This window comes from Streptomyces sp. NBC_01190 (assembly GCF_045039895.1).
Taxonomy (GTDB): Bacteria; Actinomycetota; Actinomycetes; order Streptomycetales; family Streptomycetaceae; genus Actinacidiphila.
Genome location: NZ_CP108580.1, coordinates 2,168,505 through 2,186,456, shown reverse-complemented (window position 1 = coordinate 2,186,456; position 17,952 = coordinate 2,168,505). Strand labels below are relative to the sequence as shown.

Below are 17,952 nucleotides of genomic sequence, written 5' to 3'. Positions count from 1 at the left end.
ACGCGGGATCGCCGGCTTCTGAGTGTCGTCGCTCACGCCGCGGCCTCCTGCTCGGTCAACTGGGACAACACGATCTCCCGGTAGGTCTCGTTGTCCCGCATCAGCTCCGCGTGCGTGCCGGTGCCGACCACCCGGCCCTCGTCCAGGACCACGATCCGGTCGGCGTCCCTGATGGTCGACACCCGCTGGGCGACGATCACCACCGTGGCGTCCGAGGTCTCCCGGGCCAGCGCCCGGCGCAGCGCCGCGTCGGTGGCGTAGTCGAGCGCCGAGAAGGAGTCGTCGAAGAGGTAGATCTCCGGCCGTCTGACCAGCACCCGCGCGATGGCCAGCCGCTGCCGCTGGCCGCCCGAGACATTGGTGCCGCCCTGGGCGATCGCCGCGTCGAGGCCGCCTTCGAGGCCGGACACGAACTCCTTGGCCTGCGCCACCTCCAGCGCGTGCCACAGCTCCTCGTCGGTCGCGTCGGGTTTGCCGTAGCGGAGGTTGGTGGCCACCGTGCCGGAGAAGAGGTACGGCTTCTGCGGGACCAGTCCCACCGTCTCGGCGAGCAGCGCCGGCTCTATCTCCGCCACGTCCTCGCCGTCCACCAGCACCTGCCCGCCGGTGGCGTCGTAGAGCCGGGGGATCAGGCCGAGCAGGGTGGACTTGCCGCTGCCGGTCGAGCCGATCACCGCGGTGGTCTCACCGGGCCTGGCCACCAGGCCCACCCCGCGCAGCACCGCCGCCTCCGCGCCCGGATAGGCGAAGTCGACCTCGAACAGCTCCAGTTCACCGTGGCGGGCCAAGGTGGTGACCGGTGCGATCGGCGGTACGACGCTGGACTTCGTGCCCAGCACCTCCTCGATGCGCTCGGCGCACACCTCGGCCCTCGGCACCATCATGAACATGAAGGTGGCCATCATGACCGACATCAGGATCTGCATCAGATAGCTGAGGAACGCGGTCAGTGCGCCAATCTGCATCCCGCCGCTGTCGATGCGGTGCGCGCCGAACCACAGCACCGCCACGCTGGAGAGGTTCACCACCGCCATCACCACCGGGAACATCAGCGCCAGCAGCCGGCCGGTGGCCAGCGACACCGCGGTGAGTTCGTCGTTGGACTCACCGAAGCGGCGCCGCTCGTAGTCGTCCTTGACGAACGCCCTGATCACCCGGATACCGGTGATCTGCTCGCGCAGCACCCGGTTCACCTTGTCCACCCGGGTCTGCATGGTGCGGAAGAGCGGCCGCAGCTTGCGGATGATCAGGCTCACCGAGATGCCCAGCACCGGCACCACCGCGAGCAGCAGCGAGGAGAGCGGTACGTCCTGGCCGAGCGCCAGGACGATGCCGCCGACGCACATGATCGGCGCCGACACCATCAGCGTGAAGGTCATCAGCACCAGCATCTGGACCTGCTGGACGTCGTTGGTGGTGCGGGTGATCAGCGAGGGGGCGCCGAACTGGCCGACCTCGCGGGCGGAGAACGTCTGCACCTGGTTGAAGACGGACGCGCGGATGTCCCGGCCGACCGCCATCGCGGTCCTGGCGCCGTAGAAGACCGCGCCGATGGCGCAGATCACCTGGACCACGGTGACCCCGAGCATGGCGCCGCCCACATGCACGATGTAGCCGGTGTCGCCCTTGACCACCCCGTTGTCGATGATGTCCGCGTTGAGGGTCGGCAGGTACAAGGTGGCCATGGTCTGCACGAGCTGGAGCAGCACCAGGAGGCCGATGGGGCGCTTGTACGCCCCCAGATGGGAGCGCAGGAGTCGGATCAGCACAACTCAATACCTCGGGATACCTCGGTGGCGCACGACGCTTTTGACTGCTTTTGACTGGTTCTCGACGTTTTCGACTGGTTTTTTATTGAGCAGACGTCCGGCGTGCCGTCGGGGTTGACCGGCCGCCGGACCGCGGGCGCGGCGCCGCACGGTCGCGGCGCCGAACTGGGCCGGGTGCCCGGAACCAGCGGGCAACCATATCTTCCGACAGGCCCCCGGCGCAGGTGGTTAAAGCGCGGCAAAAGCTCCCGGGTGGATGTTCTCGCGCACCGCGCTGAACTGCTGGCGCACCGCCGAACCCACCGCCGCGTCGTCACCCGGATCGAGCAGCCGGGTCGCGTTGTGCGACCACTGCGGCGGCTCGGCCTGGGTGTGCGAACCCAGCACCGCGCCCAGCGACCAGGCGGCCTGCCGGGCCGCGCCGATCGCCGCGTACTCGGCCGCCTCCGGCACGATCACCAGCGCGTTGAGCAGGCTGGCGGCGATCGCCTGCACGGCCGGCAGCTCCCCGGCCGCGCCCAGCAGGAACACCCGGTGCACCGGCGCGCCCTTGTCCCGCAGCACGTCGACCGCGTCGGCAAGACCGCAGAGCATGCCCTCGAAGGCGGCCCGCGCCAGATGCTCCGGCTTCATCGAGTCCCGCCGCAGCCCGGCCAGCGTGCCGGCGGTGTGCGGCAGGTCCGGGGTGCGTTCGCCCTCCAGGTACGGCAGCAGCACCAGGCCGTACGCGCCCGGGGTCGACCGCAGTGCCAGCTCGGAGAGCCCGGCCAGATCGGTGCCGAGCAGCTCGGCGGTGGCGCGCAGGGTGCGGACCGCGTTGCGTACGTGGATCAGCGGCAGATGGCGGCCGGTCGCGTCGGCGAACGCGGTCACCGTGCCGGTGGGGTCCCGCAACGCCTCCTGGTGCACCGCGAAGACGGTGCCGCCCGCGCCGAGCGAGACCACCGCGTCGCCGGGGCCGAGCCCGAGCCCGAGCCCGGCGGCCATCGTGTCGCCGGTGCCCGCCGAGATCAGCAGGCCCTCGGGGGTCTGCCCGGCCGGCTCGGCGGGAGCGAGCACGTCGGGCAGCGCCACCGGGTGGCCGAAGGCGCGCTCCACCAGATCGGTGCGGTACTCGCCGGTGGCCGCCGACCAGTAGCCGGTGCCGGAGGCGTCACCGCGGTCGGTGGTCCGGCGGGACGGGCGGCCCAGGAGCTGCCAGACCAGCCAGTCGTGGGGGAGCAGCACTTCGGCGGTCCGCTTGGCCGTGGCCGGCTCGTGCTGGGCCAGCCAGCGCAGCTTCGCCAGCGGATGCGAGGCCTGCGGCACGGCGCCGACCGCCTCCATCCAGGCCGCCGGGCCGCCCAGTTCCTCGGTGAGGTCCGCGGCCTGCGCCTGCGCCCGCTTGTCGCCGCGCAGCAGCGCGGGCCGTACGGTCACGCCGCCGGCGTCCAGCGCGAGCAGGCCGTGCTGCTGGCCGGAGATGCCGATCGCCTGGACGCCCTCCAGCACACCGTTCTTGGCCGCCTCGCCCAGCGAGAGCAGCCAGGCCTGCGGATCGATCTCGGTCGGCTTCTCACCCTCCCCGACCGGATGCGGGGCATGCCCCTGCCGGAGCACCTCCCCGGTGTCGCTGTCGCACACGACGACGGTGGTGCCTGAGGTCGAGCTGTCTATCCCGGCGACTTTGCCCATGGGGCAGATGATGCCGCACCGGGGGCGGTGCGCGCCTCACGGATCGATCTCGTTGACGTCGCCGGGGGTGGGCGGTGCTGGTCGGGCGACGGCTCAGCCGGGTCACACGGGGTCGCGTGGGGTCAGCCGGGTCACACGGGGTCGCGTGGGCTCAGCTGGTGGAGCTGCCGCCCCAGGCGTCATCCGGGGTGTGGCCGTTGCCCATCGCCCGCACCTTGGTGGCCAGCGCGTCCGGCAGCCGGTCGCCGAACTTCGCGGTCACCGAGTCGGCGGCCTTGGAGGCGGCGCTGCGCCCCTGGTGGACGGCGCTCTCCGCGGTGTTGCGCACCGCGGGGTTCTGCGCGACCTGCTGGGCGATCTTGCGGATCTGCTCGTACCGCTCCCGCCCCGCTCGTGCGCCGAGTACGTACCCGACAACAGCTCCTGTGATGAACGTCAGCCGGACCATGGCTCCACCCTTCTTCGTCCCGCGCGGACCTCTTCGGCTGCTTCTTCGGCTGCTTCTGCCACCGGTGCGCGCCTGGTTCGCGCCTACCCTGCGTGCCCGGGTGGCAACCCCGGCACAACCGGTTGGCGGAGCACCCCTCCACTTGCGCTAATGTATGTGTCGCACCGAGCGTGCGCCTTCCGGGAAGACCCGGGCGGGTGCATTCGGTGCACACAGAGCGATCCTCCGTAGCTCAATTGGCAGAGCAGCCGGCTGTTAACCGGCAGGTTACTGGTTCGAGTCCAGTCGGGGGAGCTCGGTCCTCCGTAGCTCAATTGGCAGAGCAGCCGGCTGTTAACCGGCAGGTTACTGGTTCGAGTCCAGTCGGGGGAGCGCAGGATCAGGGCCCCTGTGGGGTCCTTTTTCATGCCCGGCAACCCGTGTTTCCCCTCCCACGTGTCCACCTGATGCCTCGTCTGTGACCCGCGAGGGCGACAGATCGTATGAGCAGCTATGCTGCGGCAGACGGCGCGCACGGCGCGCCGGACGGGGCGGTAGCTCAGCCGGTTAGAGCAGCGGACTCATAATCCGTCGGTCGTGGGTTCGAGTCCCACCCGCCCCACCCTGTGCCGGGTCCGGTGCTAGCGCGAATCACCTGCGAAGCTAGCACTTTCAGGCCGGATAGTGGGGGAGTGGCCGTCACGGCGATTCTGCCCCCTGCGTGAGCGATGCGTGAGCATCCGTCCCGGTGATCTTCACAGCCGCACGCCGGGCGCGGGGGACCAGGGTGGCCGCCTTCTCCGCCAACGCCCGGTCCACGTCCTTGAAGAGGCTCGTGTACGTGTCCGAGGTGAGCTGGATCGTGGCGTGTCGCAGCACCTCCTTCACGCTGTGGATGTCGCCCCCGGACGCGTGGATCAGCAGCGCCGCGCAGTGCCGGGCGTCCCGCAGGTTGATCGGGGGCAGGCCGGCCGCCTCGTAGATCCGGCGGAACTCCTCCGAGACGTGGTCGGGGTGGAGCCACCCGCCCAGCTCGTCCGTGAAGACCTTGCCCGTCTCCGTCCACGCGTCGCCTGCGGCCTCCCGTTCGGCGTCCTGCCGCTGCCGGTGCTCCCGCGGTGCCATGACCGTGACCGAGTCCAAGGCGATCGTCTCCGCCGACTCCTCCGTCTTCGGGTCTTCCTCGATCGCTGTCCATCCGTCCACCACGATCGTCCGCCGCACCGTCAGCTCGTGGGCGTCCAGGTCGGTGTTGACCCTGTCCGTGCCGACGCCCTCACCCCGGCGCAGGCCGCGGAACAGCACCAGGTGGTAGAAGGCGTACAGGCGGTGGTCCACGGCCGCGTCGAGGAACGCGCCGATCTGCTCCGGCGTCCACACCATCACCGCCGACGGCCGCTGCCCGGTCTTCCGCCAGTGCTCCACGTACTGGTCGGTCCACACCTTCGCTCTCGGCCGCTTCCCCGAGACCAACTCCACGTGCTTGGCCGGGTTGAAGTCGTCGATGAGCTGCTGCCGTATCGCGGCCTGGATCGCGGTCCGCAGCGTCGCCCGGATCCGCTGCTTCGTGGCCGGCCCGGTGATGCGCCGGAAGGGCGGCATGGCATCGAGCTTGGCCTTCTCCACCGCCAGGCGCTCCCGCTCGGCGGCCGTGACCGCTTCCCCCAGGTCGCCCGTGCCACCTGTTCCCGGCGGGCCGCGTTCTCCGCGAGGATCACCTCGTTCTGCTCGTCGATCCGGTCGAAGAACTCCTGGAACGGCCGCACGGCCATCCGGTCCAGGCGCAGGTGGCCGACGCCCGGCTTGAGGTGCACGCGGATGTGGGACTTGTAGTTCTTCGTGGTGGTCATCCGGGTCTTCCGCGACTCGGCCCACTCGTCGAGCCAGTCCCCGAGCGTGACGCGGACGACGAGGGTGAAGCGCTTGCGGGTCTGCTCCAGGTCGGGCAGGGGCGCCTTCCCCTACACGGTGCTGCTCGACCCGTCGACTTTCGGCGACGCGGCCTTGCTCGATGTCGGCACCACCTCCGGCATGGTCGCGGCCGGCACCACCCTGGCGTCGGCCAGCGCGCACGCGGACCAGGGCGACGTCAGCACGCTGGCCGCGGCGAAGACGTACACCGACCAGCACAGCGGCGGCGGTGGTGGATCCGGCGGGTTCATCAACGACGACCCGGTGGGCGCGGGGATCGTCGTCCTCACCGCGGCGGCGACGTGGACGGTGCTGCCCGCCGTGTCGAAGGCCATCCCTTGCGCGACCGGCCACCGGGTGCTGTGGGCCCCGTCATTCCTCCGGGGCGGCACCGCGTTCACGCTGGACGCGGCCATCCTCAAGGCTGATGGGTCGGTCTCCCGGTACGTGTCGACTGGAACATCGTCGCCCGGCGCGGAAGGCTACGCGCCCTTCTGCAACAACCCTGCCTACAAGGGCATCGCCGGGCTCAGGATGTTCGTGATCCGGGCGGAAGAGATCGACCCGGACGGCAACGTCACCATCGCCGCGGCGTACATCGCACCGTCGATCGACCCGGGCGACACGTCCAACCATCTGTACCTCGGTGGCGGCTACGACGGGTACTGGCTCATGTGGGATGTCGACGCGTGATGCTCTGACCTGCGGTTGTAATATTTCTCGGCTGATTGCTACACCCGCCCCCGTCTGGACCTCAGGGTCCGGGCGGGGGCTTTCGTGCGTCCGGGCGGGGCGCCTCAGCGGTGGAGGGCACGCACCACCAACCGCGTGACGACCCCGCCGGCGACGATGACCGCGCCCAGCAGCGCCGTGTAGGCCCAGGACTTGCCCGCACCCCAGTGCATGAGCGGTGCCCACGTCACCGCGAGCACGACTGTCAGGATCGCCGTATGTACCGCCAGCCGCCTCGATGTCATACGCGACGTATACCCGGCCCCGCTGTCGGACCCCGGCGGTACGGTGGGAGTTCCAATCCCATGTGGCTGTGCGGTTGGTGGCCCCCGTCAACAGCGCGACGGGCGCCTCAGTCGTCGAGGTCGACGGCGAACTCAACAACGGTGGCGTCGCCGCGGCGAACGATCGGGTGGGCGACCTCGACCACACGGCCGTCGTCCGCCAGGTGCCGGCGGGTGAAGCGGAGCACGGGGATGGCGGCGCCGATCCGCAGTGTGGCCGCTTCCTCCTCGGTGGGCATGCCGGTGGTGAAGCTCTCGGTGATGCGGGTGACGCGGATGCCGATGTGCGCGAGCTGCGCGCGGGTGCCGCCGGGCCAGGGTTCGTTGATCGGGTCGGCGACGGGCGTACCGCCAACGTCCGACCAGCGGACGTAGCTGGTCGACATCTGGGTGGGCCTGTCGTTGTCGTAGAAGACGAAGTGCCGCGCGAGCAGCGGCTCGCCCACCTCGCCCTCGAAGAGCGCCGCCAGCTCGGCATCGGCGCGGACCCTCTCGAACCGCTTGTCGAGGCGGTACTCCGACCACCCGATGCCCTGGTCCACAGTGAACGCGGTGGCCTGCGCCCCGGGCTTGGTGCGGTACCGGTCGGCCGGCATGCGGTGTACGGGCGGGCGGTCGCGGACGGTGCTGCCTGCCCGGGTGCGGGTCTCGATGAGGCCCTCGGACCGGAGCAGCGCGAGGGCGTGACGGATCGTCGTGTCGGACACCGAGTGTGCCTCTGCCAGTTCGGGCATGGTCGGGAGCCGGTCGCCCACTCCGTAGGTGCCGTCGGCGATCTGCGCGCGCAACTCGCGTGCGATGCGCAGGTACTCCGGCTGCTCGGCCATGCGCGCCACCCTCAGGCCACCCGCTCCAAGCACGAAGCCGCCGGGCAGATCACCGGCGAACTGTTCGTCGCGGTCTTAGCCGTCCACCCGTCGAAGATCGAGCTGACCGTCTCCACGGCCGGCGCACGCACGCGGATCACCGCGACCGGCCGCTCCCGCTCCACTCCCTGCACGGCCCCGGCCAGACGATCCTCGGCGGCCTGGCAGCGATATACGGCGCGACCGTGGACGGCTGCGCCGTATGGGCCGAACTCCCCTGGGGCGAGCGGTGACCGCCCAGCAGCCGGCACACCCCGGCCTCGCCGTGCGGATCTACACCGTGGACTCCAGCACCGGGAAGCGCGTCTCAGAGTCCGCGAGGCAGGTCATACCGGCCTCGCCGACGCCCAAGTTCGCCGCGGCGTGGCCGCCGTGCCGGTGCCCGCTCCGCATAGCCACCTGACCCCTGCCCAACCGCCACCACCATGAGAGGGACCACCATGACCACAACCGCTCTCGATGCCCGGGGCTTACTGACCCCGCCGGAGTTCGACGCCGTCGCCCAGACGGTCAGGACCAACAACCTCAGCATGGACATCTTCACCGCCGAACGCATCGTCACCGAAGCCCTCGCGTTCGTCGCCATCGCCGCGGCCAACCCCGCCACCGTCATCGCACCGGCTCGCGTCGTCGAGGAGGGGTGGCACGCCCTCATCCTCCACACCGCGGTGTACGCCCGCCTGTGCGACCGCCTAGGCCGATTCATCCACCACTACCCGGAGCCCCCGGACCTGACCCGCCACGACGACGAGGTCATGGACCGTACCCTCAGCCTCCTCCAGACGGCCGGTCACGACCCGGACATGGACGTGTGGGCCGCGCCGTCCGAGGGGCGGATCGTCGTCGTCGAGGCGGGAGTCCACACGCCGAAGCCGGCCGACTGCTCACCCATCGAGATCATCCGCCCGCCGAAGCCAGAGCCGGCGCCGCTGGAGAAGACCGGCCTGCCTGACGGAACGACAGATGAGCTGGGACCAGACGCCACTGACGATGAGCAGGTAGCAGACGACTCGAAGGGGCCCATCGAACGCCCCCGGGGGGTCGGTCACACGGGTTATCGGTCCGGTCGGGCCGCTCGGCGCCGGGCCGATCCCGATGATCTCGCAGGAGCGGATCGACGCGATGGAGGAAGAGCAGCGGTCTGGCCGCGGTCGGCTGCGACCCGCTGTGTGGCGGACCAGGTGCGTCCGCCGTCCGGTGAGCGTCAGTGCCGTCGAGTCGTAGAGCCGTCGAGCCGGACAACCGCGGTGCGGGTCAGGTCGTCCGTCGTCCACCACACCCCGGTGCCGTCGGCCTTGTGTGGGTCCTGGCGAGTGGGTCGGAGTTCGGGCCCGATGTTGGTGTTGTATGCTGATGGCATACATTGGGATGCTGGAGGTGTCCGATGTCCGTCACACAGATCGATCTCGATGACGAGGCACTTGCCGAGGCCATGCGGCTGATGGGTGTCACGACGAAGAAAGAGACCGTCAACGCGGCGCTGCGGGACTACGTGGCGCGGATCAAGCGGCTCGAAGCCGCCGAGAAGCTGGCCGCGCGGGGGGCGAGCGGCGAATTCGAACAGGCTGCGGCGGCGCATGACGCGGCGAAGCGTGCCCGCCGCGAGGCCTTTGAGTGATCAGCTACCTGCTCGACACCTCCGCCCTCTGGTACCTGTTCCGGGTCCCCGGCGCGTTGGCCCCCTGGGAAGGGCACATCGCCGCCGGGGTGTTCCACCTCTGCGAGCCGACGCGCGCCGAGTTTCTCCACTCGGCGACCGGCCCCTCTCATCGGGACGAGCTCGCGGAGGAGCTGGACGCGCTCTGCCCTCTCTCCTCCGTCCCGAAGGGCGCCTGGCGGTGGGTGGACACCGCTCAGTACAAGCTGACCCAGCGAGGACAGCACCGCGCGGCAGGAGCCATTGACCTGCTGGTGTGCGCGACGGCCGTCCACCACGGCCACACCGTGCTCCACGTCGACAATGACTTCGCCACCGTCGCCGGCGTGCTCAAGGACGTCCGGCAGCGGGACGTGCGGGTCTGATCCCGCCGGGTGTGGTGGCCGGTGTCAGCGGCGGGAGCGGCGGCCGGAGCCGAGGCGGCGGAAGGCCATGAAGAGCACCTCGAGCACGAAGATCACGATGCCGATGATCAGCAGGTAGAAGAGGCCGTGCGCGATGACGCCGATGAGGAACAGCGCGAGCGCCACGATCACCACCAGCAGCAGAAGAAACGCCATGGCGCGGATGCCTCCTCAGGTGGACAACCGGCGGACGGCGAACGCGGCCCGTCTGCGCTCCAGCCTGCCCCTCCCCCGCCACCCCCGCCACTTTTCAGCCTCCCGGCCCATACCGCGGGCCCGCACCGCCCCCGCCCCCCAGCGAGGGAGCGGGGAGCGGACCAGGTCGGGTGGAGCCGGGGTCAGCCGGGGCGGGCGGGGGCAACCGGGGCGGCCGGGGTCAGCCGAAGAGCTGGGTGGACCAGTCCTGGGCGGGGGAGAGGCCGGGCGGGGTCACGAAGACACCGCTGGCGATGTGCTGGATGTACTCGTTGAGGGCGTCGTGCGACCCGAGCACCCTTTGCAGGGTGACGAACTGGTCCGGGCTCTTCATGAACGCGATGAAGAACAGACCGCCCATCAGATCGCCCGTCTCCGGGTTGATGCCGTCGGTGTAGGAGTAGCCGCGGCGCAGGATGCGCAGGCCCTTGTTGTTCTCGTGGGCGGCGAGCCGGATGTGCGAGGTGGCCGGGATGACGTACTGCCCGGCGCTGTCCTTGGCGGCGAAGTCCGGGGTGTCGAACTCCTTCGCCCCCGTCATCGGGGCCCCGCTGGACTTGAGGCGGCCGAAGACGTCCTGCTGGTCGCCGAGCCGGTCGCGGTCCCACTGTTCGAGCCGCATCTGGATCTTCCGGCTGACCAGGTAGGAGCCGCCGCGGGCCCACCGCTGCGGCTCGTCGTCGCCGATCCAGACGTGCTCGCCCATCAGCGAGGCGTCGGTGGCGTCGATGTTCCGGGTGCCGTCCTTGAAGCCCATCAGATTGCGCGGGGTGGCCTGCTGCGGGGAGGTGGAGGAGGTACGGCCGAAGCCCAGCTCCATCCAGCGCGGCACCACCGTGCCGAAGCCGAGCCGGCGCAGGTTCCGTATCGCGTGGAAGGCCACCTGGGGGTCGTCGGCGCACGCCTGGACACACAGGTCGCCGTCGGAGTTGGCCGGGTCCAGATTCTCGCCGGGAAGCTGCGGCAGCCGCTTGAGCAGCGACGGGCGGCGGCCGGCCAGACCGAAACGGTGGTCGAAGAGCGACGGTCCGTATCCGATGGTGATCGTCAGCCGGCCCGGGGTCAGCCCTATCGCCTCACCGGTGTCGTCCGGCGGCGAGTTGAGGTCGCCCGGGTCGCCGGGGACCGGCCGCCCCGCCGCCATGGCCTCGGCCGCCGTCGTCCAGCTCTTCAGCAGCACTTTGAGGTCGGCGGCCGACGCGGTCGACGCCACGTCGAAGGTGGCGAAGCACAGCCGGTCCTGGGACGCGGTGGCGATACCCGCCTGATGCGCGTCGCGGAAGGGCACGGTGGACGCCTCGACGGCCGCCGGGCCGCCGGAGCCGCCCGCACGGTCGTCGTGCCTGCTGGCCAGCGCGGCGCCGCCCGCTCCCAGAGCGGCGCCGGCCACGGCCGCTCCGGCCCCTACCGCACCGAGGAGGCGACGGCGGCTGACCGCCGTCGGCTCGGAACCGCGGGGCTCTGGGGTGATGTCCGGAGTGTCGTTCACAGGGCAGTCAGACAATCTCTCTCGTGAGGCCGAAGGCCGCTCAGGCGATCTTCCCGGCGATCTTGGAGACGGCCTCGGCGTACGCGTTGACGGTCTGTGACAGCGTACGCCGCTGGGCCGCGGTGACCGTGCGGTAGTCCACATAGCCGGTCTGCTCATATCCAGGCTTCGACACGTACTTGGCGAGCGCGTCGGCGGTCTGCTGGTGGCGCTCGGTGAGGGTGGCGACCAGTGCCGGATCCTTGGTCTTCAGCACCGGCAGCAGCGCGTTGACGGCCTCGTCGGCGCCGGCCAGGTTGCCCTCGAAGTCCAGCAGGTCGATGTGCGAGTAGCGCTCCTCCTCGCCGGTGATCTTCGAGGACTGGATCTCGTTGACCAGGTCGGTGGCGCCGTTGGCGATCTCCGCGGGCTGGTACTCGACCGTCCGCACCTTGCTGTAGAGGTCGTGGGTGTCGGCGCTGAGCTGGTCGGCGAGCTTGGCCGTACCGGCCAGCGACTTCGTCTGCCACAGCGCCTGCTCGATGCGGTGGAAGCCGGTGAAGTCGGCCGGGGTGGCGGCGTCGTCGGCGCGGCCGTCGATCCGGCCGTCCAGGTCGCCCCAGATCTCGGCGGTGGGCTCGATGCGCTCGTAGAAGATACGGGCCTTGCCGTAGAGCAGCTTCGCCTCGTCGAGCTTGCCGGCCTTGACCGCGGCGGTGAACGCGTCGGTGGCGGCCACCTCCTGCTTCACCTGGCCGTCGATCCAGGCCGCGTAGCTCTGGGTGGCCGCGACCAGCGCCGGGTCGTCCTTCCAGCTGTGCGCGGCGGCCCCGGTGACCTTGAAGGCGGTCTTGTCGGTGCCGGCGCCCGGGCAGTAGACCTGGTAGGTGCCCGCGGTCAGGGTGAGGGAGAAGTCACCGGACAGGCCGGGGGTCAGGTTCTCCTTCTCACCGAGCATCTTGCCGCCGTCGAGCAGTTCGGCCTCGGTGACCTTGGCCGAGTCCTTGTTGGTGACCTTGAACTTCACCGCGCCGGCCGGGACGGTGGCCGGCGTCGGGGCGCAGTCCTTGTCGGTGATGGTGATGGTGACGTTCGAGGTCTTGGCATCGGCGTTCTTCACGTCGGTGGCCGCCGAGCTTTTGGCGTCGTTCCCCTTGTCGCCGCCGCAGGCGGTCAGCAGCAGGCCCGCGGAGATCACAGTCGCGGCACAGGCCAAGGCCCGGCGGTGGTTGGCGAGGGGGTTCACAGTCAGCTCCTGGGGATGACCCGCGCGGGAGGCGCGGGAAGTGCGGGAAGTGCGGGAAAGTTCGAGAAAGTGCGGGAAAGTTCGGAAAGACAGAAAAAGCGTGACAAAGCGGCGGGACGGTGGACAACAGCGGGCATGAGGGCGCGAGTCGCCGGCGAAGGGAGCGGCCGGAGAAGACCGGCGACGGGGATGAACGGTGCGGGCGCTCGGCAGGTGGTGGACTCAGCTCACGCCGGCGACCTCGGTCCCGGATCGGCTCGGGCTCACCGGCGCCTTGCGCCGCTTGGCCGGCCACAGCACGACGGCCGTCATGGGGATCGCGTAGATCAGCCAGCCGGAGACCATCAGCCAGGTCGGGTACGGCTGGATGCCGAGCACTCCGGTGACCACCGAGGACGTCGGGGTGCCGGGCCGTACCAGCCAGGACAGGTCGAAGGCCTGGGAGCCCTGGTTGAGCCAGCCGCCTTCGACGGCGGTCATCAGGGCGGTGGCCACCAGGCCGGCCGCGACCAGGATCAGCACCAGGCCGGTGGCCCGGAAGAAGCGGGAGAGGTTGATCCGCACCCCGCCGCGGTAGATGCCGTAGCCGATGGCGGCGGCGAGCAGGATGCCGAGCGCGGCGCCGGTGCCGCCGTACGCGGGGTTGTTGCTCTCGTTGAAGGTGGCCAGCAGGAAGACCGAGGTCTCGAAGCCCTCGCGCAGCACCGCGAGGAAGGCCATCATCACCAGCGCCGACGCCGAGCCCTCGCTGAGCGCGCGGCCGGCCGCCCCTTCCAGGTCCTTGCGCAGGTCACGGGAGTGGCGGCGCATCCAGAGCACCATGTAGCTGACCATCACCACGGCGATCACGCCGACCACGGTCTCCAGTTGCTCCTGCTGCCGCTGCGGCAGGTCGCTGGAGTAGACCTGAAGGCCGATGGCGACCGCGACGCAGATCGCCACCGCGAGTCCGACCCCGAGCCACACCTTCTTCAGCGCGTCCCGGCGGCCCTGGTGGGCGAGGAAGGAGGCGATGATGCCCACGATGAGCGCTGCCTCCAGCCCTTCACGGAGTCCGATGACGAACGTGGGAAGCATGAGGGCCCTTCTGAGACCGGATCGCGGACACTGCGGACACTGCGGGACACTGCGGGCACTGCGGACAACTGACTAAGGCTGCCCTTGGTTAGGTCAGCCTTATTAGGATCGCCAAGCCTGGCCGTACGTCAAGCCATCTCGGGTTACAAAACGGACCAAGAGGGCCGGAAAGGAGCAGTATTCCAGCGGATTTTACTATCTCTTTACCTTCGGCGACAGGCGAGGGTATCGCCGCGCCTCAGGCGTCCCATAGGGTCCATCCGCCATGGATTACTGCCACACGTGCCGCCGCCACCTCAACGGCGCCTACTCCTGCCCTGGTTGCGGGACGATAGCGGAGCCGTCGGCGGCCGCGCCGCCGCCCGCGCTCGCCGACACGGCCCAACTGCCCGTCGTCGACGGGGACGTGCCACCGGCCGGCGATGTGCTCGGACCGCGGCAGCCGTACGAACCCGACCCGTACGAGGCCGACCCGTACCGGTCCGAGCCGGGCGGCGGGCGCAAGCGCGGCTCGCGGCGCGGCAGCCGGCAGCGGGCCGCGGTCTACGGCATCGGTACGGTGGCCGTCATCGGCGCCGCGACGATGTTCTCCCTCGCCGCGCTCACCGGCGGCTCCGGCGGTACGGTCCAGCCCCGCTCCGGGGTGAGCGATCTGCCGCCCGCGCCGGGCGCGAGCTCCGGTGCGCCCGCGTCCGACGACGCCGATCTCCTCCCGAGCACGCCGACCGGCTCGGCCGGCCGCTCCGCGTCCGCTTCCCCGTCAGCCTCCGGCGCCCCCTCGCCGTCCGCGACGGCGACCACCGCCACGGCCGCGCCACCACCGCCGCCGAGCCCGTCGTCCGCGCCCCCGAAGACCGTCAATCCCCCGACGACGCCGACGCACACGCCGACCCACCGCCCGACGCACACGCCGTCGCCGACGGCCAAGCCGACGAGCTGTGTGCTGATCTTCTGCTCCTAGGCGTGCTTCTGGGCCTGCTTTCTGGGCGTGCTTCTGGGCCTGGCTCCTTTCGGGCGTTTCTCCCGGGAGCCTCAGTCCGGCAGGCCCTCGGGGCCCAGCATCCGCTGGAGCAGATCCCGCAGCAGTGTGCGCTCCACCACCGTCAGCGAGGCCAGCGGTTCGCGGGCGAAGTCGAGTGAGGAGCGCAGCTCTTCGGCCAATTGCCGCCCCTGCTCGGTGGCCGCCGCGAGTTTGACCCGGCGGTCCGCGGGGTCGGCGCGCCGCTCGGCGAGTGACTGCGCCTCCAGCCGGTCCACGATCCCGGTCACATTCGACGGCTCGCACTTGAGCCGCTGGGCGATCTGCCGCATCGGCATCGGCCCGCGCGACAGCAGCGCCAGCACCCGGGCCTGGGCGCCGGTCAGCCGATGCACGGCGGCGGCCGCGTCGTACTCCTGGTGATAGCGCGCCACCACGGTGCCGATCAGATCGACGACCTCAGTGGTCAACGGGTCCATGGGGCGGTTCATGCGATCCAGGCTACCGCTTTGCTTGACAACATGAAACATCAAGGTTCATCGTTAATTCAGCATCTGAACCTTTTCCAGCCCGTTCCATCGATGTTCCGCCGCACGCAGACCGCCGTCGGTCCGGAAGGAGACACCCGCATGCCGAAGAGCCGTGAGTGGCACCTGGTCGCCCGCCCCCAGGGCTGGCCGGCCCCCGATGACTTCGCCCTGGTCGCTGTGGATGCGCCCGAGCCGGGGCCCGGCCAGCTCCTGGTCCGCAACCTGTATGTGTCGGTCGACCCCTATATGCGCGGCCGGATGAACGACGTGATGTCGTACAGCCCGCCCTTCGGGCTCAACGAGCCGATGCTCGGCGGCGCCATCGGCCGGGTGGTCGCCGTCGGACCCGCCGTTCCCGGTGAGGGGGCCGGTGCGGACGCCGGCGAGGAAGCCGCCGAGGGCTCCGCCAACGGCATAGGCGTCGGGGACCATGTGCTGCACGGCCTCGGCTGGCGGGAGTACGCGGTGCTGGACGCCGCCCGGGGCGTCAAGGTCGACCCGGCCGCGGCCCCGCTCCCGATGTACCTCGGGCCGCTCGGCATGACCGGCCTGACGGCTTACGCGGGCCTGCTGCGGGTGGCCGGCTTCACCGCGGGCGAGACGGTGTTCGTCTCCGGGGCGGCCGGCGCCGTGGGCAGCCAGGTCGGGCAGATAGCCAAGCTGAAGGGCGCCGCCAGGGTGATCGGCAGCGCCGGCTCCGACGAGAAGGTGGCGCTCCTGACCCGGGAGTACGGCTTCGACGTCGCTTTCAACTACAAGAAGGCGCCGGTCGCGGAGCAACTGCGGGCGGCCGCGCCCGACGGTATCGATGTCTACTTCGACAATGTGGGCGGCGAGCACCTGGAAGCCGCGATAGCGTCCATGCGGCCGCACGGGCGGGCCGCGTTGTGCGGGGCGATCGCCGGGTACAACGCGACCGAACCGGACCCCGGGCCGCGCAATCTGGCGCAAATCGTCAGCAAGCGGCTCACCCTGAGCGGGTTCCTGGTCGGCGAGCAGCAGGACCTTCGGCCGGAGTTCGTCCGCGAGGTCACCGGCTGGCTGGGTGAGGGGAGGCTGCGGCACCACGAGACGGTGGTCTCGGGAATCGAGAACACCCTCGACGCGTTCCTCGGAATGCTCCGTGGTGCCAACACCGGGAAGATGCTTGTCGCCCTCCCGGAGTGACGGGGGTCACCGCCCGGCTCCGCCTCACAACGCAACACCCCATGTCGCAGTCGCGACACCAAGGGACATCGCCACATCAGGAGGATCGGTATGACCATCCAGTCCATAGACGTCCTTTACACCGCTGTCGCCACCGCGGAGAACGGCCGGGACGGCCGGGTCGCCAGCGACGACGGCAACCTCGACGTCGTGGTCAACCCGCCCAAGGAGCTGGGCGGAAGCGGTGCGGGCACCAACCCGGAGCAGCTCTTCGCGGCCGGCTACAGCGCCTGCTTCCAAAGCGCCCTCGGCGGCGTCGCCCGGCAGGCCAAGGCCGATGTCTCCGGCTCCCGGGTGACCGCCAAGGTCGGCATCGGCAAGAGCGCGGACGGCGGCTTCGGCCTCACCGTGGAACTCGCCGTCCACATACCCAACGTGGACGAGGCCACCGCGAAGGAACTGGCGGAGAAGGCGCACCAGGTCTGCCCGTACTCCAACGCGACCCGCGGCAACATCGCGGTCGAGCTGTCGGTCATCTGACCCGGGCGCTCTGACCCGAGCGCGGCCGACGAGGCCCCCGGACCGGTCCGGGGGAGCGTCGGCGAAGCCGAACGGGTAAGGGCCGCCCTCTGAGGAGGAGGGACCTTACCTGTGCGGCAGCACCGGCAGGGCAGCACCGGCAGGGCGAAACCGGCAGGTGAAACCGGTCGGCTAACCCGGTGCGGCGACACCCGTACGGCAGACGGCGAGGCCCCGCCCGTCAGGTCCGCGGGCGGCAGGGTCCGCGGGCGGCAGGGTGCGCGGCGGCCCTGAGACCGAACGGGCCGCGCGGGTCAGGCCCGTTGCGGCGGCGACCCGGCCGAGGCGGGCTGTCCGGCCGGACCGCCAGCCGGCGCCTCGACCAGGGCGGCGGGCGAGGTCTCGGCCGGACCGTCCGGCGTCGGCGGCGCCAGCAACGCCAGGAAGTCGCGAAACGCGGCGGGCATGTCCACCGCCGCCGGATCGAGCAGCCACTGCACCTGGAGCCCGTCCATCACCGCGGCCAGCAGTGTCGACGCCCGCTCCGTGGTCAGACCGCCCGGCAGCCGGTCACCGTACTCCGCGCGCAGCGCCTCGGCGCCGCCGTCCCGCACCTGTGCGTACCGCTCGCGGAAGTACTCCTGCGCCGGATGGCCCTCGGTCACACTGTCACCGACCAGGACGGTGAAGGCCTGCACGATGCCGGGCCTGGTGGCGTTGTACTCCACCAGGTTCGCCACCACCTCGAGCGGCCAGGCGTGGCCGTGCAGCGCGGCCGAGGCCACGTCCCACTGGTCCCTGGCCTCCAGGACGGCGATCAGCAGCGCCTCCTTGGTGGGGAAGTGGTGCATCAGCCCCTGCTGGGTCAGTCCCACCCGCTCGGCGACGCCCGCCAACGTCGCGCCGCGGTAGCCGCGTTCGGCGATCACCTCTGTCGCGGCCTGGATGATCCCGGCCCGCCGCTCCCCGCGTTCGCCCCGTGTTCTCGCCATGACCCCGCCCCCTTCCGGATCCAGCGGCCGGGCGTTCAACCGCGGCCTCTGGCCAGAGCCTACAAGATTACGGAAT

Annotated in this window: 19 protein-coding genes and 3 tRNA genes; 10 read left to right on the top strand and 12 right to left on the bottom strand. The window is 70.6% G+C overall.

Annotated elements, in window-relative coordinates; translation table 11 throughout:
- Nucleotides 1-32 precede the first annotated feature (32 nt).
- From OG519_RS09330 to OG519_RS09320, 3 genes are all read right to left on the bottom strand, one after another.
- Entirely contained in the window at nucleotides 33-1,769 is a 1,737-nt protein-coding gene (locus tag OG519_RS09330) for an ABC transporter ATP-binding protein (RefSeq protein ID WP_405581121.1), read from the bottom strand.
- A gap of 228 nt (nucleotides 1,770-1,997) precedes the next feature.
- The gene (locus OG519_RS09325; RefSeq protein WP_405581118.1) at nucleotides 1,998-3,443 is read right to left on the bottom strand and encodes an FGGY family carbohydrate kinase; all 1,446 of its coding nucleotides are present in this window, start codon (nucleotides 3,441-3,443) and stop codon (nucleotides 1,998-2,000) included.
- A 151-nt stretch (nucleotides 3,444-3,594) separates the two neighbouring features.
- Entirely contained in the window at nucleotides 3,595-3,891 is a 297-nt protein-coding gene (locus OG519_RS09320; protein WP_405581116.1) for a YtxH domain-containing protein, read from the bottom strand.
- Nucleotides 3,892-4,112: 221 nt separating this feature from the next.
- Here OG519_RS09320 and OG519_RS09315 point away from each other — a divergent pair.
- From OG519_RS09315 to OG519_RS09305, 3 genes are all read left to right on the top strand, one after another.
- Nucleotides 4,113-4,185: transfer RNA gene (locus OG519_RS09315), tRNA-Asn, on the top strand.
- A gap of 5 nt (nucleotides 4,186-4,190) precedes the next feature.
- Nucleotides 4,191-4,263, top strand: a tRNA-Asn gene (locus OG519_RS09310).
- Between the two features lie 155 nt (nucleotides 4,264-4,418).
- Nucleotides 4,419-4,492: transfer RNA gene (locus OG519_RS09305), tRNA-Ile, on the top strand.
- 77 nt (nucleotides 4,493-4,569) lie between these two features.
- On the opposite strand, the gene xerC is transcribed toward OG519_RS09305, so the two are convergent.
- Nucleotides 4,570-5,496 carry a tyrosine recombinase XerC gene (xerC, locus tag OG519_RS09300; RefSeq protein WP_405581113.1) on the bottom strand — a complete coding sequence of 309 codons (927 nt, stop codon included), beginning with the start codon at nucleotides 5,494-5,496 and terminating at the stop codon, nucleotides 4,570-4,572.
- A gap of 288 nt (nucleotides 5,497-5,784) precedes the next feature.
- On the opposite strand from xerC, the gene OG519_RS09295 reads away from it, so the two are divergent.
- The gene (locus OG519_RS09295; protein WP_405581110.1) at nucleotides 5,785-6,474 is read left to right on the top strand and encodes a hypothetical protein; all 690 of its coding nucleotides are present in this window, start codon (nucleotides 5,785-5,787) and stop codon (nucleotides 6,472-6,474) included.
- A 104-nt stretch (nucleotides 6,475-6,578) separates the two neighbouring features.
- Here OG519_RS09295 and OG519_RS09290 read toward each other — a convergent pair whose 3' ends face one another.
- Nucleotides 6,579-6,758 carry a hypothetical protein gene (locus tag OG519_RS09290; protein WP_405581108.1) on the bottom strand — a complete coding sequence of 60 codons (180 nt, stop codon included), beginning with the start codon at nucleotides 6,756-6,758 and terminating at the stop codon, nucleotides 6,579-6,581.
- Nucleotides 6,759-6,865: 107 nt separating this feature from the next.
- Nucleotides 6,866-7,624 carry a GntR family transcriptional regulator gene (locus OG519_RS09285; protein WP_405581105.1) on the bottom strand — a complete coding sequence of 253 codons (759 nt, stop codon included), beginning with the start codon at nucleotides 7,622-7,624 and terminating at the stop codon, nucleotides 6,866-6,868.
- 479 nt (nucleotides 7,625-8,103) lie between these two features.
- Here OG519_RS09285 and OG519_RS09280 point away from each other — a divergent pair, with 479 nt between their 5' ends.
- Genes OG519_RS09280 through OG519_RS09270 form a run of 3 tightly spaced genes read left to right on the top strand, consistent with a single transcriptional unit; the run spans nucleotide 8,104 to nucleotide 9,685 of the window.
- Nucleotides 8,104-9,105, top strand: a complete 1,002-nt coding sequence (locus tag OG519_RS09280; protein ID WP_405581102.1) for a hypothetical protein — start codon at nucleotides 8,104-8,106, stop codon at nucleotides 9,103-9,105.
- Entirely contained in the window at nucleotides 9,048-9,281 is a 234-nt protein-coding gene (locus tag OG519_RS09275) for a type II toxin-antitoxin system VapB family antitoxin (RefSeq protein WP_405581099.1), read from the top strand. The genes OG519_RS09280 and OG519_RS09275 overlap by 58 nt, the downstream gene beginning before the upstream one ends.
- Nucleotides 9,278-9,685 (top strand): PIN domain nuclease, encoded by a 408-nt coding sequence (locus OG519_RS09270; protein ID WP_405581096.1) that lies wholly within the window; start codon nucleotides 9,278-9,280, stop codon nucleotides 9,683-9,685. Before OG519_RS09275 ends, OG519_RS09270 begins: the two co-directional genes overlap by 4 nt.
- Before the next feature lie 24 nt (nucleotides 9,686-9,709).
- Here OG519_RS09270 and OG519_RS09265 read toward each other — a convergent pair whose 3' ends face one another.
- The 4 genes from OG519_RS09265 to efeU form a co-directional block, all read right to left on the bottom strand.
- Nucleotides 9,710-9,880, bottom strand: coding sequence for a hypothetical protein (locus tag OG519_RS09265; protein ID WP_405581094.1), 171 nt, complete (start codon nucleotides 9,878-9,880; stop codon nucleotides 9,710-9,712).
- Between the two features lie 220 nt (nucleotides 9,881-10,100).
- Nucleotides 10,101-11,390 (bottom strand): iron uptake transporter deferrochelatase/peroxidase subunit, encoded by a 1,290-nt coding sequence (efeB, locus tag OG519_RS09260; RefSeq protein ID WP_405592588.1) that lies wholly within the window; start codon nucleotides 11,388-11,390, stop codon nucleotides 10,101-10,103.
- A 58-nt stretch (nucleotides 11,391-11,448) separates the two neighbouring features.
- Entirely contained in the window at nucleotides 11,449-12,633 is a 1,185-nt protein-coding gene (gene efeO, locus OG519_RS09255) for an iron uptake system protein EfeO (protein WP_405581092.1), read from the bottom strand.
- 222 nt (nucleotides 12,634-12,855) lie between these two features.
- Complete coding sequence (gene efeU, locus OG519_RS09250; RefSeq protein WP_405581091.1) at nucleotides 12,856-13,710, bottom strand: iron uptake transporter permease EfeU; 855 nt, start codon at nucleotides 13,708-13,710, stop codon at nucleotides 12,856-12,858.
- A 265-nt stretch (nucleotides 13,711-13,975) separates the two neighbouring features.
- On the opposite strand from efeU, the gene OG519_RS09245 reads away from it, so the two are divergent.
- On the top strand, nucleotides 13,976-14,671 hold the full coding sequence (locus OG519_RS09245; RefSeq protein ID WP_405581088.1) for a hypothetical protein: 696 nt from the start codon (nucleotides 13,976-13,978) through the stop codon (nucleotides 14,669-14,671).
- Between the two features lie 71 nt (nucleotides 14,672-14,742).
- Here OG519_RS09245 and OG519_RS09240 read toward each other — a convergent pair whose 3' ends face one another.
- Nucleotides 14,743-15,180: a MarR family winged helix-turn-helix transcriptional regulator gene (locus OG519_RS09240; protein ID WP_405581085.1), complete on the bottom strand. Its 438-nt coding sequence runs from the start codon at nucleotides 15,178-15,180 to the stop codon at nucleotides 14,743-14,745.
- A gap of 138 nt (nucleotides 15,181-15,318) precedes the next feature.
- Between OG519_RS09240 and OG519_RS09235 the strand changes: the two genes are divergently transcribed.
- Nucleotides 15,319-16,386, top strand: coding sequence for an NADP-dependent oxidoreductase (locus OG519_RS09235; RefSeq protein ID WP_405581082.1), 1,068 nt, complete (start codon nucleotides 15,319-15,321; stop codon nucleotides 16,384-16,386).
- A gap of 90 nt (nucleotides 16,387-16,476) precedes the next feature.
- Nucleotides 16,477-16,905 carry an organic hydroperoxide resistance protein gene (locus OG519_RS09230; RefSeq protein WP_405581081.1) on the top strand — a complete coding sequence of 143 codons (429 nt, stop codon included), beginning with the start codon at nucleotides 16,477-16,479 and terminating at the stop codon, nucleotides 16,903-16,905.
- Between the two features lie 293 nt (nucleotides 16,906-17,198).
- Here the strand turns inward: OG519_RS09230 and OG519_RS09225 are convergent, their stop codons facing one another.
- Nucleotides 17,199-17,876: a TetR/AcrR family transcriptional regulator gene (locus OG519_RS09225; protein WP_405581079.1), complete on the bottom strand. Its 678-nt coding sequence runs from the start codon at nucleotides 17,874-17,876 to the stop codon at nucleotides 17,199-17,201.
- Between the last annotated feature and the right edge of the window lie 76 nt (nucleotides 17,877-17,952).